This is a genomic window from Streptomyces formicae, from assembly GCF_002556545.1.
Taxonomy (GTDB): Bacteria; Actinomycetota; Actinomycetes; order Streptomycetales; family Streptomycetaceae; genus Streptomyces; species Streptomyces formicae_A.
On the sequence record NZ_CP022685.1, the window covers coordinates 9,334,856 to 9,350,692 of the forward strand.

At 68.7% G+C, this 15,837-nt stretch carries 7 protein-coding genes; 1 reads left to right on the top strand and 6 read right to left on the bottom strand.

Translation table 11 applies throughout. The features are described 5' to 3' along the window. Positions 1-261: 261 nt before the first annotated feature. The 3 genes from KY5_RS40080 to KY5_RS40085 all read right to left on the bottom strand — a co-directional run bounded on the left by KY5_RS40080 (position 262) and on the right by KY5_RS40085 (position 9,172). Entirely contained in the window at positions 262-1,842 is a 1,581-nt protein-coding gene (locus KY5_RS40080) for a LamG-like jellyroll fold domain-containing protein (protein WP_098246791.1), read from the bottom strand. Positions 1,843-2,031: 189 nt separating this feature from the next. Then, on the bottom strand, positions 2,032-2,433 hold the full coding sequence (locus KY5_RS42040; RefSeq protein WP_159072724.1) for a hypothetical protein: 402 nt from the start codon (positions 2,431-2,433) through the stop codon (positions 2,032-2,034). Positions 2,434-2,872: 439 nt separating this feature from the next. Next, positions 2,873-9,172 carry an RHS repeat domain-containing protein gene (locus KY5_RS40085; protein ID WP_234363107.1) on the bottom strand — a complete coding sequence of 2,100 codons (6,300 nt, stop codon included), beginning with the start codon at positions 9,170-9,172 and terminating at the stop codon, positions 2,873-2,875. 344 nt (positions 9,173-9,516) lie between these two features. Between KY5_RS40085 and KY5_RS40090 the strand changes: the two genes are divergently transcribed. Then, complete coding sequence (locus KY5_RS40090; protein WP_234363108.1) at positions 9,517-12,618, top strand: FG-GAP-like repeat-containing protein; 3,102 nt, start codon at positions 9,517-9,519, stop codon at positions 12,616-12,618. Positions 12,619-12,702: 84 nt separating this feature from the next. Here the strand turns inward: KY5_RS40090 and KY5_RS40095 are convergent, their stop codons facing one another. The 3 genes from KY5_RS40095 to KY5_RS40105 all read right to left on the bottom strand — a co-directional run bounded on the left by KY5_RS40095 (position 12,703) and on the right by KY5_RS40105 (position 15,720). Beyond that, positions 12,703-13,440: a DJ-1/PfpI family protein gene (locus KY5_RS40095; RefSeq protein ID WP_098246793.1), complete on the bottom strand. Its 738-nt coding sequence runs from the start codon at positions 13,438-13,440 to the stop codon at positions 12,703-12,705. Positions 13,441-13,529: 89 nt separating this feature from the next. After that, the gene (locus KY5_RS40100) at positions 13,530-14,711 is read right to left on the bottom strand and encodes a MalY/PatB family protein (protein ID WP_098246794.1); all 1,182 of its coding nucleotides are present in this window, start codon (positions 14,709-14,711) and stop codon (positions 13,530-13,532) included. Positions 14,712-14,736: 25 nt separating this feature from the next. Continuing rightward, positions 14,737-15,720, bottom strand: coding sequence for a LuxR family transcriptional regulator (locus KY5_RS40105; RefSeq protein WP_199843468.1), 984 nt, complete (start codon positions 15,718-15,720; stop codon positions 14,737-14,739). Positions 15,721-15,837: the final 117 nt, after the last annotated feature.

A 15,837-nucleotide genomic window follows, 5' to 3' on the forward strand; every position in this document is an offset into this window, starting at 1 on the left:
CGTCGCGGCCCACCCCGAAGTCGACCGCGGCGAGGAGGGATTCGCCCGCGTCGCCGCTGCGCCCCCCGGCCGTGTACGGCAGCAGGACCCTGGCCTGGCGCTTCACGGGTCGATTCGCCTTCCCGTACCCCGCGAGGGCCTCCTCCTGCTGGTGGTAGAGCACGGCGGACAGGCCGGACACGGCAGTGCGCCCGGCCACCGCGAAGCTGTCGTGCCGCAATCCAGGACGGTCGCCGATCGGCGCGTTCGACGCGACCCAGTTCAGGCTGCCCCAGAGTTCGGCGTGGAAGGCGTTGTCGGTCTGGTCGTAGAGCCAGTCCTTGTTGCCCTCGTCGAAGCGGTAGTAGGCCAGCAGACCCGGCTCGTTCCCGACGAGCCGGGTGCCCCGGTCGCGCTTGACCTCGTCCCCTGGGCGGGCCCGGCTCCACATCCGGACCTCGTCGAGCTCCGCGCGTCTGTGCTCCACAGGCCCTTGCCGAGGACGAGGCTGCCGACCCCCTCGTACGCTCCGGTGGCGGTGCGCCGCGCCACCTCGACCCCGTCCCGGTGGACGATCTGCTGCCGCGTCCCCCGCTCGAACACGCAGGCCCAGTGGTGCCAGTCGGTGTCCGCGTACGGCTGCGCACTGCCCAGGTCGTCCGCGTACAGGCCGAACGCGAAGGTGTCGTCCGCACGGAACCCGATGTGCAGGCTCCTGCGGTCGCGACCCGTGTGTTCGCCATGGCCGATGACGAAGTCCTCGCGGCCGCCCGTGGCCGTGCGGCGCGCCCAGAACTCCACCGTGAAGTCGGTCGCGCTCCGGTCGAGGTGCTTGGCCGTCTCCGCGTGGTCCTCGTCGCCGCCGTCGAACGACATCGCCGTGCCCGCGTGCCCCTCCGCGCTCGCCACCGGCACCAGCGGCAGAGCGGTGAACGGGCAGGTGCCGGGGGCTCGTTCGTACACCGCGTCCTGGTGCGCGGGTCGGGGCTGGTGAACGCCTGGGACCCCTGGGGTTGAACAGACCGTCCTTGCCCTGCTCGACGTTGAAGGCGTCGATGCGTCCACTGGCGTCGTTGTGCGCGAAGAACTGCCAGCGCTGCTGCCCGTGCACGGCGGTCGGCAGCAGCAGGGCGGTGAACCGGCCTTCCGTACGAAGGAAAGCTCGTGCGTCGGCTCGTGGAAGGGACGCCCCTCCATGTCCGTCGTGCCGAGACGGTCCTTGGCCGAATGGGGCCGCGTCCGGTGCCGACTGCGCCGGTAGCGGACCTCGAGGACGGGCTTCAGCCTGCCCTCGGCGAGCAGGAACCGGTCGCACAACCGGGTGTCGGAGACCAGCGGGACCTTCGCCCCCTCCCGGTCCACCGCGAGGTCCGCGCGGGCCGCGTCCCCGGCCGACCCGCCGCCCGCCAACGCGAAGACCGCGTCGCCGTGGTCACGCCCCACCGACTGGTGCAGGACCACCAGATGGGTGCCGTCGGAGAGGACCTGGAACGGCGCGGCGGCGGTTAATCGCGCGGTGACCGACAGAAAGCCGTCTCCCCCGTCGTCGCCGAGCCGCTCTCCGGCTGCCGCCTCGGTGCGCCCACCGCGCTTGACCACCGGCAGCGCGGTGGCCCCCGCGACCGCGTACCCGACCTCCGTGATCTCGGCGGGGAAGCGCAGCGCCAGCGGATTCTCCGACCAGTACGCCGCGTCGAGCTCGCCCTTGGTCTCGTCGTGGGCGCTCAGGTCGAGCACCGAGTAGAAGAGGTGCCGGTTGTCGTCCATGGCGAAGGCGACCGTCGTGCCCTGGTGCCGCACGGTCGTGGTGTGCAGATAGGTGCGATCGCTGTAGACCTTCAACAGGTGCTGTTCGTTGGACATGTAGGCGCTCCTGGGCGCCGGTGACGAGGACCGCGGGCCCACGTCCGGCACCGCGTAGCGGGTTCCGGGACGCGGGCCGCGGTGAGGAACGCTGACGCAGAGGGTGATCGGTGGTCAATAGTGCTTTTCAGGACGGGGAGGGTGGTGCTTTCGGTGTCCGGCCGGCAGGCACGCCACTGGGATCGGGTTTCAATCGCGTCGGGCCGCGAGAGACCGAGCGAGGGATTCGGTATCCACGGAACTCGCGAGGATCTGGATCCGGTCGTCGGGAGTCGTATAGGTGATGACGGAATTTCCCGGACGCCAGCTCTCCTCGACCTGAATCGATCCACCCTTCGGCACCGGAAGGGGGGCGTGGAACCGGCGGTCGAAACACAGTGATCCGTCGCCGCTGATCCTGACCTTCCCGTAGACAGAAGACTTTCGCCCGGTCTTTGACTTCCAGGAGACGCGGCACGGGACTGCCACGGTCTCGGACTCGGAAAGCGCTTCTGAACGAGCGACCGCCCTCTTCCGGGTGATCTTGGTAACGACTCTCGTGGTCAGGATCGCAAGTATTCCCAGAAGTGCGAATCCGAGCAACGTGTCCAACTTGGCACCCTTCGTGGCTGGATGAGATGGCTGTGCAAAGGGATTCAGGACACCATGTCCACTACGCGGAGGCTACCTGAAAGAGCCCCAAGGAGGCTGCACTTGACTGTATGTCCCTTGGTCTTCCGGAAGAGGAAGAAGGCTATGAAGAAGCACAGGAAAAGAGCTGCCACCGATAGTCCGCCAAGGGGGCCGAGGAATACGGAAGCGGCGATCGTCACTGCGAGCCATGCGGCAAGTCCGATGCGGCATCCACGCAGTACCTTGTAAGTACTGAGAGGGGTCGGCCTCGGCGGTAGATCCCGGCTTCTGTCGACTTCGATGTGGTTGCGTGTCGCGCAGTGATCCCTATTCATTCTTCTCTACTTTTCTGGGCTGATCGCTGTGCGAGGGAAGGCTTTTACGGGTTCCCTCGCACAGCGATCACATGTCGAGTCTGCTACTTACGCCAACGCAAACTAGATTGCTTCCACAGATAGGGCAACCCGCCTTGGCGCGGTCCGGTCACTATGCTGTTGATCCGGGCGTGCCCGCCCTTTACCGCCCACCGTGACCATCCGAGGTTTCCGCCCTTGAAGGAGGCACCGGCCGCACCCCGGCCGAAGAGCGTCCCCATGGCGATCCCCTTTCCTTCGGCGACAGCTGTTCGGAACAAGTACTGCCCGGCGCCCTGGCGACGTTCCTCATCCGATGCGACTGCCATGTGTGCCCCCAGCCCGGTGACATATACGGCCCCCGCACCGACCACGAACAGTCCGGCGCCGCAGGCGACCGTGGCGATGCAGACAGAGGTACCGATCGTGGCGACAGCACCCACTCCGATGTCCACCCCCTTGTGTTTCCACCAGTCGACGCTGCCAACTGTGTTGTCCATCTTGTCAGTCGCATTGTCCCAAGCGGCCCCGAAGTTGCCCTTCCTGATGTTCCCGAAGATGCCGTCCTTCTTGCGGCGCTCGGCCTCGGCCTTCCGCTTCGCCTCGGCGCGGGCCTTGGCCTGTGCCTTGGCGCGGGCGATGTAGGAGGCGCGGGCGCGCTCCGCTGCGTAGCGGTCGTCGATGAGGTAGTGGGAGGGGTTCGAGCGGTACGCGGTGTAGCGCTGGCGGAAGACCTTGCCCTTGCGCGGGGTCTGCTTCCAGACCCACCTGCCGTTGCGGTAGTGGTAGCCCGCGTACATGCCGCGGTCGGCTCCCCAGGCGGCGTCGCCGGACGGACCGTGGTCGGTGGGGCCCATGGGGCGCAGTCCGTCGGGGTCGGACTTGGTGAGCGGGCTGTTGTGGGCGTACGAGTACGCGTTCATCTGCGCCGGGTCGTCGACGTCGATGACCGGGTCGACGGAGAGGAAGCGTCCGAGGGCGGGGTCGTACTCCCGGGCGCCGAGGTGGACCAGGCCCGTGGGATCGTCGGTGCCGCCGACGAAGCCGCGGGTTCCGGGGAGGGGCTCGGTGTCCTTGGAACGGGTCTGGCCGAAGGGGAGTTGCTTGCGGCGCGTGATGGCGAGGGTGGTCATGGCCACTGCCGCCATCGACGTGCCCTGGTGGTCGGAGAGGAGGAAGGAGAAGCCCTTTCCGGTGCGGACGGCGACGGTCTCGCCCTCGTGGGTGTAGTAGCGGGTGCCTTCCTTCGTACCGGCTTTGGTGATCTTCAGCTCGTTGTCGCCGGGGAGCGTGAGGGTCTGACTGCCGTCCGCGTCCTTGGCGAGCATGCGGTCGCCGTCTGCGTCGTAGAGGTAACCGGTCTTCTTCCCGCCCTCGGTCAAGGTCGCGAGGTGCCCCTCGTCGTCCCAGGTGAGGTCCTGGACGCGGTCGCCGATGGTGCGCTTGGTGGTGTTGCCCGCCTCGTCGTATTTGAAGGCGCTCTTCTGCCCATCATCCGGGCCGCCCTTGACGGTGGTCTCCTTCACCGCGTGCGGCAGGCCGGTCTTGGGCTCGGGCTGCGTGTACGTGGTGGTGGCGCCGGAGTTGTGGTCGGTCTGCTCGGTGCGGTTGCCGATGGCGTCGTACGCGAAGGACTGCCAGTAGGCGTCGGGGCCGCCGACCGTACTCGTCGAAGGGCCACTGGCACAGTCGCTCTTGGCGGTCCACGCTTCGGAGAGCTGCCCCAGGGCGTCGTTGCTGAAGCACTGGGTGTCGGTGGACTTGCCCTCGCCCTGTCCGCTGGCGGTGGTGATGCCGGTGACGTTGCCCGCCGGGTCGTACGCGTAGGTGGTGTCGTCGATGCGCTGGGGGGTGGTGTCGCGGTCGGTCGTCTGCCGGGACAGGAGCCCGGTGTGCTCGTCGTAGACCTCGGTCTTGTAGACCTTCTTGCCCAGGGTGCCGAACTCGGTGCGCGCCGGGCGCGAGAACACGTCGTGCGAGGTGGAGTTGACCAGGGTGATGGAGCCCGCCGTGGTCTTCTGCGGGAGGTTGCCCTCGCCGTAGACGGTGGTCTGCCGCTCGCCGGGAAGGTCGCCGACCGCCGGATGCTTGATCCATTCCTGCTGACCGGTGTAGTCGTTGTAGCCGAACGTCCAGGTGTACGTGCCCGCGGTCGCGCCTGCGGCATCGGGAACCGTGAAGGTGCTGGACAGAGGCTGGTACAGATCGTTGTAGGAGCCGGTCGCCGAGCTGTACTCCTTGCCGTCGACGTAGCGGATCTCGGCGGTGGGCTGTCCCTTGGCGACGGTGTCGTAGGTCCACTTCGCCAGGAGCGTGTCGCCCTTGGCCAGTTTGGTCTTGCGGCCCAGGTCGTCGTAGCCGGTGGTCAGCGTGACGCCGCGCTCGTCCGTGGTGGAGGTGGTCCGGCCGAGCTTGTCATAGCTCGTCTTGACGAGCCCCTTGTCCGGGTCGTCGCTCTCGATCTGCTGGCCGCGCCCGTCGAAGGAGTACGTCCAGGTGTTGCCCGCCGGATCGGTGACCTTCTCGGGCTCGTCGAACCTGCCGTACTCGTAGCGGGTCTTCTGTGACGTGGTGCGTTCGGCGTCGGTGTACTGCAGGCGCTCGGTCGTGCGCCCATGGGCGTCGGTCACCGTGGTGGTGGCGGTGCCGCCCTTGGGCGGTACGACCGTGGTCCGGTCGCCCCCGTAGAGCGTCTTGGTGCGCCACTTCTCGTCCCCGAACTTGCGGGATATCGCATCGGTGACCCGGCCCATGCTGTCGTAGAGGTTCTCCGTCGCGGCGGGCACCTTGTTGACCACACCCCTGACCAGGGCGGCGGACGGGGCGCCCTCGGCGTAGTAGGGCGCGTAGGTCTTCCACGCGAAGCCTCGGCTGTCGTACAGCGTCTCGGTGACCACGCGGTTCTTCGTGCCGATGGCCGGGGCCTGGGTCTCGCGCCCGCGCAGCAGCCCGTCGTAGAGCTGATAGCTCGTGGCGTACGAGCCGTCGTACTGCAGGGTCTTGGTGGACACCGCGTTCGCCGCGGACTTGGAGATGGTGTAGCCGTACTCGACCGAGGGCCGGGTCGCGTGGTCCGTCTTCGACCAGCCGGGATTCCACACCTTCAGCACGCGGCCAAGCCCGTCGTGGACGGCATCGGTTCGCTTGGTGTTGGCGTCGACGGTGGCGGTGGCCACGCCACGGGCCGGATCGTACTCCGTGGTGGTGGTGTGGCCGAGGCTGTTGGTGACGGTCGCCGACTTCGGTGCCTCGATGGTTTTCGGGTTGTACGTGGTGGTGCTGGTCTTGACGCCGTTCGCGTCGGTCTCCGTCAGCTCGCGGCCGTGCTGGTCGTAGCCGTGGGCGGCGGTGGTCAGATAGCCGGTGCCCTTGTCGTTCTGCTCGTCCAGGCGTGTCACGTCACCCTTGGTGGGCGGGGTGTCCAGGCTGGTCGCGTCGTCGTAGTAGTGCCGTTCGGTGGAGATCAGGTCGGCGGGCAGCGACGGTGTCCTGTCGCAGGCCACGTCGACCTTCTTGACCTCCTTGACCAGGGTGAGGAGGTTGTCCTCCGCGTTGCGGGCGTAGCTGGTGGTGGTGCACTCCTCGTCGCCGCTCCTGGCCAGGTCGCCGAGGTCGGACTCGGTGAGGGGCAGACCGTACTCGTCGAAGGTGCGCTCGGTCCTGGTGGTGCGCCAGCCGTCGCCGACGGCGGTACGGGTCTGCTCGCTCTTGCTGCCGGTGGCGTACGCCATGAGGTCGGGCAGGTCGCCGCGCGCGTCGGTGGCGGTGGCCGCGCCGTGCCAGGGTTCGAAGCTGGTGGCGGTCTCCAGCTTGCCCCCGTCGCCGTTGTAGGTGGCTTCCTCGCGGGTCATGCCCGCGAACGCCTGGTGGTCGGTGACCGTGTCGTTCTGGTGGTCGGTGACCTTGGCGCCGTCGATGCCGCGGAAGTAGCGGTACTCCTTGAGGGTCTGCTTGTCGGACGCGGGTGCGCCGGTGCGGACCTGGACGCGGCCGTAGCCCTTGCGGTCGCCGTAGGTGAGGTGCTTGGCCTTGGTGAACTCGTCCTCCTCCTTGGCCCAGGCCATGCCGTCGAGATAGGTGTAGTCGGTCTCCTTGGCAGGCGCGTCGCCGGTGTTGTCGGCCTCCAGCACCTGGGTGGCCACGTAGGTGTGGAACCAATCGAGGTAGGGCTCGTAGTCCGCGGCGGGGGCGTCGGGCGGTGACCACTTCACCGGGTAGCAGCGGCGCTTGTTCGCCGACGGTGAGGGGACATCCCCGGCCTTGCAGTCCTGGTCGGAGTAGGTGACGCCAATGGTCCCGCCGGATTCGGTGTCGATGCCGTAGACGCGCCAGCGCACCATGGGGGGCACCGGGTCGGGCTTGCCGCCGGTGGTGGCGCCCTCGACGCGGTTGGCGAGCGGCTGGCCCTTGAAGGTGACGGCGGGCAGTGTCACGTCGCCGGTGCCGGTGTGGCCGGTGCGGGTGATAGAGGAGAGCCACAGGGCCGGGTCGGTGCCGTCACCCGTGGCGGGAAACTGGTGGGCCAGGGTCCAGGAGTCGACGGGCTTGTAGGCGCCGTCGGTCAGGACCGAGGTGGAGATCTTCGTGAGGCGCTTGCGGGTCCAGAACGAGGGGGAGTAGCGGTCCTTGCACTTCTCGTCCGCCTTGCAGTAGCGGTCGAAGGGCACGTCGGGCCAGTTCTTGGCGTGGTCCTTGTCGAAGGTTCCGCAGTCGGTCAGGCAGCGTTCCGAGACGCTGAAGTCGACCTTGGCCGCAGCCTTCCGGCCGTACATGGTGTCCGAGCGCAGGCCGTACTCGACCCGGTCCAGGTAGCCGCCCCGGTCGTACGAAGTGGCGGTGGAATCACCGGTGTTGGGGTTGACGTTGCGGCCGTAGTGGTTGGTCTCGGTGTTCCAGTAGTAGGCCATCGCGTCGCCGTGCGGGTCCACGACGTAGTCGAGGTTCCACCGCCAGGCCTGCTGGCACCAGGAGTCCTTGTAGGCATCCGCGTGGCAGGGCTCGTCCTTGTGGTTGCCGAACACGGGCGTCGTCCACGTGGAGTTGGTCTGCGCCTTGCCCTCGCTCCAGCCGGGCAGCCGGTTGTAGCCGAAGTAGTAGCGGGTGCCGTCGGGGGTGGTGATCCGCCAGTACTCGCCGTCGTCGTCGCCGTTGCCGCGTTCCTCGCTGTCGAGCTTGACGGCCTTGGTGCCGTCGTCGCTCTCCAGATGCCACTCGTCCTTCTTGTCGCCCTTGACCAGGGTGTTGCTCTGGCCGCCCAGGTTCAGGACCGCGTTGTCCTTCTTCCAGCACTGGTCACCGCTCTTGTCGGTGCCGTTGCCGTCCTTGTCGTCGTCCGAGCAGGAGACGTAGCGGCGCTCGATGTAGCCCGGCTCCATGCTCCAGCCGTCACCGATCCAGTTCGCCTGATTGTTGGTGGCGGCGGTGCGGCCGTCCACCGACTGCGAGCTGTAGCTCAGCCCCAGCTCAGGTTCGGTGCCCCCGGGTACTTCGGGGGTGTCGATGTCGTACGACCAGGTGAAGCCGCCGTTGGAACCGCCGGCGGACCAGGACGCGGACGGCGCGAGGGAGCTGGCCTTGAAGTCGCCCGCGGCGCCCGAGGCCGCAGCGGAGACGGCGAGCAGCACCGTGCCGTCCTGTGCGGCAAGGCCGGTCGCCGACCGCGTTCCCTGCGGGGCTTCGGTGACCGGAGCGGTCTTCTCCGGCGCCCCTTCGGGCTCGGCGGCGGGCAGCGTGACGGATGCCGAAAGGACGCTGCTCCCGGTGTTGTTGTCGGTGTCCAGGGCGCTGCCCGCCTCGCAGCCCTTCGTGCCGGGCGAGGTGAGCGCGCACTGCGGCAGTTGACGCAGGGTCAGACGTGAGGCCCAGTCACCGCCGAAGGCATGCCGGAAACCGGAGTAGTCGACGCGGACGTCCAGCGCGCCCCTCGCGCCCTCGACGGGTCGCACCGCGAGTAACACACCCTGGATGCCCAGGGAACGGGCCGCCTTCTGGTCAAGGACTTGAATCCGCGCCTTCGAGGGACCGGCTGTCTTCGCGGCCTCGGCGCCGGACGAGGGTCGCCCGACGCTGACCGGCAGCTTCCCGGGGGCGGCCTTCGCCCGTCCTGCCCCTGGCACGGCGACGGTGGCGGTGCCCGCCTTCGGCCACGCGCTCTTCGGGGCGGCCTGCCAGCGGTGCTCGGCCGTCCGGTCGGGCTTGGCGAGCCGCTGCTTCTTCACTGGGGAGGTCGGCACCGGGTCCGGGTTCTTCAGCCTTGCCAGCGTCAGTTCGGCCGCGGCGGCCACCGGACCGCCCAGCAGCCCGGCCACGAGGTAAGCCACCAGCGACGCGGCGATCCACCGCACGGCCCGCATCCGTCTGCTCACCGCACGATCGGTACGTCCGACCGTCCCTGCCCGAAAACCGGACACCATCCCACCCCACAGAAAGTCCACAATGATGAAGATCTAAGGAACCTAGCAGTTATGAAGGGGTGGTAATGATCGCTTTCGAGGATTTACTGATCCGTTATTTTCAGGCGCCATTTATGTATGTAATTCCCTCTTCTGTTCAGGTCTGGACCTGATTGGAACAGTCAACTTTGCGCCTACGGCCAGGATTTGAGTCAACATCAGGAGAAGTCGCATCCGGGTACAACCCTCCACTCGCTTCGAATGTCGGGCTTGCTGACACGCACGATCGACGTGCAGGATTTTGCGAAGGAAATGTAATGAGAGCCCATCAGAAGCGGCTGTCGAGAGCCGCGTACCGACGTCTCCCGCTGGCCGCCGCCACGGCCCTCGCACTGGCTGTGCCGCTCCTGGCGGCCACACCCGCCGCGACCGCCGTTCCCATGGACACCGCTGCGGCCCCGACGGACCAGGGGCACGCGGCCGATACGAGTGCCGAGCAAGGCAAGGCCCTCGCCGAAGCCGCAAGCACCGGCGAGCCGGTAGAGGTCGCCCCCCTGCGTACCGAGGCATCACAGGTGTTCGCCAACCCCTCCGGAACGTTCACCGAGGAGCGGTTCGCCACCGCCCAGTGGGTCCGCAAGGACCACAAGCTGGTCGACATCGACACCAGCCTGCACCGGGGTACGGACGGGTCCATCACCCCCGAGGCCACCACGGTGGGTCTGAAGTTCTCCGGGGGTGGCACCGGGCCGCTGGCCACCATCACCCGCGACGGCCGCAGCATCTCGCTGACCTGGCCCTCCGCACTGCCCGAGCCGACCATCGCGGAGAACACCGTCACCTACCCCGACGTCCTGCCCGACGTCGACCTGAAGCTGCGGGCGGGAGCATCCGGATTCGCCCAGCTCCTGGTGGTCAAGTCTGCCGAGGCCGCTGCCAATCCGGACCTGAAGACGATCACGTACGCCATGTCCAGCGACGGCGTGCGGGTCACCGCCGACGCGCACGGCAACCTCAGCGCTCGCAACGCAGGTGGTCAGGAGCTCTTCACCGCACCCACCCCACGGATGTGGGACAGCAGTACGAGCACACCGGCCGGCCTCAAGTCCAAGGCGGCCGCCGACGAGCCGGTCGGTCCCGGGGCGACGGACGAGTTCGAGCCGGGGCGGGGCGCCCAGCAGGCCGCGATGCCGGTCGAGATCAAGGACGACAGTCTGCGACTCACGCCGGACACGGGGCTGATGACCGGCAAGGACACCACCTACCCGGTGTACATCGACCCCTATGTGGAGGGCTCCCGCTACTCGTGGACGCTCGCCTACAAGAAGTACCCCAACAGCTCCTTCTACAACGGGGCGGGCTGGGGCGGCTCGGGTGAGTCCACCTCCACGGCGCGTGTCGGATACGAGAACGAGACCAACGGCCTGGGCCGTTCCTACTTCCGCATGAACACCAAGAACCTGTGGAGCACCAAGAAGCAGGTCATCAAGTCGACCTTCAGGATCAAGAACAGCTGGTCGTGGTCGTGCACCTCCAAGCCCGTCAACCTCTACCGCACCGCGAGCATCGGCTCGTCGACCACCTGGAACAACCAGCCGGACAAGCGGGAGAAGCTGGACACGGTCAATGACTCCAAGGGGTGGAGTTCCGACTGCCCGGCCGGCAACCTCGCGTTCGACACCACACGCGCCGCCAAGGACGCCGCGTCGGGCAAGTGGAACACCATGACCCTGCTACTGCAGGCCGACAACGAGTCGGACGAGTGGGGGTGGAAGAAGTTCTCCGCCAAGTCCGCGGTGCTCTCCACCGAGTACAACACCGTGCCCAACGCGCCCACCGGCCTGAACACCATTCCCAGCACGAAGAACAGCAAGGGCTGCGGTGACGTCGCCCCCTACGGCACGATCGGCAACACCGACGTCTATCTGACCGCCAAGGTCGGTGACAGGGACGGCGGCAGCGTCAAGGCGCAGTTCCACCTGTGGGCCACCGGACACCACGACGACGGCCCCAAGGTCTTCTTCGACAAGACCGTCTCTGCCACCTCGGGCACCGTCGCCAAGGTGAAGGTCCCCAAGTCCGTCCTCACCCCGCACCTCTCCACCGCCGGCGGCAACTTCTCCTGGAAGGCGCAGGCCGACGACGGTAGGGCGAGCTCCGACTGGAGTCCCTCGCTGGGTGAGGCGGGCTGCCGGTTCGTCTTCGACCCCAACCGGCCGAGCACCCCGCCGGGCATCGACTCCAGCCAGTTCCCCGAGGGCAGCGACGGCTGGCCTTCGACCACGGGCAGTGTGCGTACGCAGGGTTCCTTCGCCCTCTCCAGCGGGGGCGTGAGGGACGTGGCCAAGTACGAGTACTGGACCGACACCGACCCCACCGTGCGCGCCGTGACCCCCGGCAGCCCGGGCGGCAGCAGCACGGTGAAGCTGACCCCGACCACCGCGGGCAGCAACCACTTCTACGCCCGCAGCCTGGACAAGGCCGGGAACAAGTCCGATGCCGCCGACTACATCTTCTACGCCAACGGCCCCAAGGCGAGCGACAAGCCGGGCGACATCAACGGCGACGGCAACCCCGACCTGTGGGCGGTCGACAAGGACGGCACGCTGCGGCGGTACTACGGCGCAGGCGATGGCTCGGTCACCGAGGCCGCCACGACCGCGTCCGCTTTGACCTGGGGCGCCAAGCTCACCCACCGAGGCGACTGGACGGGCGACGCCTACGAGGACCTCATAGCCCTCGATCACGACGATGCGTCGAACACCGACCGCCTCTGGCTCCACCCCAACGACGGTTATGGATACGCCTGCACCAACTGCGAGGGTGACGACAGCGACCGGCAGGAACTCACCGTCTACGACGAGGCCAACCGCCACTGGAACGGCGCCGACCAGATTCTCGCCGTCGGTGACGTGGACGGGCCGCTCGACATCGACGACGACGGCGTACCCGACACCGCGGGATACCCGGACCTCCTCGTCAAGGAGGGCAGCCTGCTCTGGCTGTACTTCGGCGCGGCGGACAACCGGCTCGACACGGATCGTGAGCCGATCCTGATCGGCGCCGACGGCTGGAAGAACATGGACCTGTTCGCCCCCGGTGACACCAACGGCGACGGGCGCGTCGACCTGGGTGCGCGTGATCGCACCAACGGCGACCTCTACGTGTACCGGGGCACCAGCGACGATGGCGACGGTCTCGCCGACCACGCTGCGAAGCTCCGCACCGGCACCAACTTCGGCACCACCGCCGTCCCCCTGATCACCTCGCCGGGTGACGCGGACGGCAGCGGACGGGCCTTCGACCTCTGGTTCACCCGCAAGGACAACACTCTGTGGCGCTATCTGGACATCAGCAGTGGGCACAGCGTGATGTCCAAGGTCGGCGACGGCTGGGAGGGGTACAAGGCCATCAGCTGACCGAGCGGGATCAGTGACTCGGGGGATCCCGGGAACCGAGGACACACCGTGCGGCACGCCTCCCGGCGTGCCGCACGCACGTGTCTACTCGCCCCCCGTCCGCAACACCGTCCCCCTCCGCTCACACTCCATCAACGCCTCCACACTCGAAGCCACTTGAGAGCCGAGTTCCCTCTCCAGGAGCCACAGCGAGCCGTCGATGCCGGAGCTTACGCCGCCCGCGCAGACCAGGTTGCCGTCGTCGACCACGCGGACGGCGCGGACGTCCGCTCCCTGGGCCTTGAGGTAGTCCTGGGCGCGGTGATGCGTGGTGCAGGGGCGGTTGCCGATCAGTCCGGCCGCGTGCAGGACGATCACTCCGGTGCAGACGCCGAGCAGGGTCAGCGAGGGGCGTTCAGCTCGGCGCAGTTCGCGTGTCAGTACGCCCTTCTTGATCTCGGACCAGACGCCCGGCGACGCCTTGTCGCGGAAGCCGCCGCCGGGGACGACGATCACGTCCGCCGCCGAGGGGTCCCAGGCGCCCGGCACGGCGACGTCCGTGCCGAAGCTCGCCGTGAATCTGCCGGGGCGGCCGCTCGTGACGAGCAGCGGCTCGACCGGATGTCCCATCGAGGCCGCCGCCCCGAAGACCTCCAGGGGACCGAAGACGTCCAACTCCTCCGCGCCGTCGAACGTGACGATGTGCACGCGCAGCGGCCGCCGGGACCTTCGTCCGTCCGGTGCGGTCGCCGACGCGGTGCGTGTCGTCGCGCTCCAGGAGACGGCCGAAGCCCCCAGGCCCGCCGCCGACATCAACGCGCTCCGCCGCTTCATTCCTGACATGCCGTACGACTCCGTCCACCGGTTCCGTGCCGCCGAACCTCTGCGGCCTCACGTGGAGTTGGTCGGCTACGGGCGCGGTGGAGTTCCCGTCACCTCGCCGAAGCCATCCGCCGTACCGCCTCCGTCAGGATCTCCGGAGACGTGGCCAGGTTCAGACGCACGAAGCCCTCCCCGCCGGGGCCGAAGTCCGCGCCGCGGCTCAGGGCGACCCGGCCGTGCTTCAGGAACGCGGCCGCCGGGTCGTCACCCAGGCCGGTTTCCCGGCAGTCGAGCCAGGCGAGGTAGGTGGCATCGCCGGGGCGGTAGCGGACGGAGGGGAGGTGGGCGTGGAGCAGTTCGGCGAGGAGGCGGCGGTTCTCGTCCAGGCCGGTCAGCAGGGCGTCGAGCCAGGCGCCGCCGTCCCGCAGCGCCGCCGTGTGCGCGATGACGCCCAGGTGGCTCGGCCCGTGGCTGACCTCTTCGGGAAGCCGGGCCAGATCGTCGGCGGCATCGGGTCCCGCGACGGCGATGGCGGCCTTGAGCCCCGCCAGGTTCCACGCCTTGGACGCGGACATCAACGACAGACCGTTCTCGCCGCCCGGCACGCTCAGGTAGGGCACGAAGTGGGTCCCTTCGGCCACGACAGGTGCGTGGATCTCGTCCACCACGACCCGTACGCCGTACCGGCGCGCGAGACGCGCCACCTCGGAGAGTTCGTCCGCCGTGTGCACCGTGCCGGTCGGGTTGTGCGGGCTGCACAGGAGGTGGACGGGGCGCCCGCCCCGGGCCGCCGCGTCCCGGTAGGCGGCCGCAAGGGCCGTGAAGTCGATCCGGCCCGCCGCGCTCAACGGCGCCTCGACGACCGGTCGGCGGTCGCTGCGCACGAAGAGGTAGAAGGGCGGATAGACGGGGCAGTTGACGACGACGGGGTCACTGGGTCCGGAGACCAGCTTGAGCATCTCGACGATGCCCAGCATCACGTCGGGGACGATCGCGGTGCGCGCGACGGCGAGGCCGTCCCAGTCCCAGCGGAGCGCCGCGAAGTCCGCGAACGCCTCCGCGTAGGCGGTGCCCGCCGGATACCCCGTGTCGCCGCGCTCCACCGCCGCGTGCAGCGCCCGTGCCACGGGATCGGCGAGCGGGACGTCCATCTCGGCCACCCAGAGGGGCAGCACATCGGCCGGGTACGTGCGCCACTTCATGCTCGTGCGCTCGCGCAACTGCTCCAGGGACAGTTGCCGCAGCGGGTTGGCGGCCAGGGACACGACGAGGTCGTTCGACGCATGAGCCATGGACCGATCGTAGGCAGCGCGCCGCTCAGAGCCACCCGGAGCGTTGCGCCTGCAGGGCCAGCTGGAACCGGTTCGCGGCGCCGAGCCTGGCCATCAGGATCTGCAGACGGCGGAAGAGCGTGCGGCGGCTGATGCCCAGTTCGCGGGCGATGACGTCGTCGTTCGCGCCGCCCGCGAGCAGCCAGAGCAGCCGCCGGTCGGCGGGCGGCAGGCCACCGGGGCGCGCGGTGCCGCCGTGGAAGGGCAGGGCGCTCTGCCAGGACTGCTCGAAGAGGGCGATGAGTGCGGAGAGCAGGCCGCACGGCTGCACGACCAGCATGGTGTTGTGCACGTCGGCCTCCCTGATCGACAAGGACACGAGCGCGTACGCCTCGTCGATGATCACGAGCTTGACCGGTACGGACGCGGCCACCCTGACCTGCTCACCGGCGTTGACGCACGGCTCGATGACCTCCTGGAGGTGGCCGGGATGCTCCAGCGCCTCCCGGGCGTACACCACGCGCTGCGTCACACCGCGCGCGAGGGTGGCGAGCGCGTCGTCGGTGGCACCGGCCAGCGGGAAGTACGGCGGCGACTCGAACTGCCGGATCTGCTCGCGGGCGCTCGCCCAGGCGTGCCTGATCCGGGGGCCGATGGCCTCGCCGGTGACGACCTCGACGAGATCGTCGTTGTAGGCGGCAAGCCGCTGGCGCCGGAACGACTCGAACGCGCCGCCGACGGCGATGCGCGACTCCTCGACCTCGGCCGCCCGGTGCCGGGCGAGGATCTCCAGACCCGCGGTGGGCGGCACCGGTGCCACCACGTCCCCGCCCTCCTCCCCGGCACTGGCCAGACCGGCGTCGACAAGGGCGCCGTACGCCGTGACGAGATCGGCGCCGTCGAGACCGGACGCCCGGCCCACCGCGCCGAGCGGGGCGGGGGCCAGTTCGAGGAGCGCCAGATAGACCCGGGCCGCCGCGGGTTCGAGCCCCAGACGCCGCAGGGCGTCGCCGAGTTTCTCGTTGGTCATGATCCGCATTATCGGCGACCGGGGGAGACGGCGTTGGCCGATCCGTGCCACTGGCACTCCTCGGCCCCCGCGGTGCGCGGCAAGGGCTACCGTCCGGACAACAGACAGCACCCACCA

Bases quoted from the DNA above. Each gene is read 5' to 3' on its own strand.
- KY5_RS40080 (WP_098246791.1), bottom strand. From the start codon at position 1,842: ATGTCCAACGAACAGCACCTGTTGAAGGTCTACAGCGATCGCACCTAT.
- KY5_RS40090 (WP_234363108.1), top strand. From the start codon at position 9,517: ATGAGAGCCCATCAGAAGCGGCTGTCGAGAGCCGCGTACCGACGTCTC.
- KY5_RS40095 (WP_098246793.1), bottom strand. From the start codon at position 13,440: ATGTCAGGAATGAAGCGGCGGAGCGCGTTGATGTCGGCGGCGGGCCTG.
- KY5_RS40100 (WP_098246794.1), bottom strand. From the start codon at position 14,711: ATGGCTCATGCGTCGAACGACCTCGTCGTGTCCCTGGCCGCCAACCCG.
- KY5_RS40105 (WP_199843468.1), bottom strand. From the start codon at position 15,720: ATGACCAACGAGAAACTCGGCGACGCCCTGCGGCGTCTGGGGCTCGAA.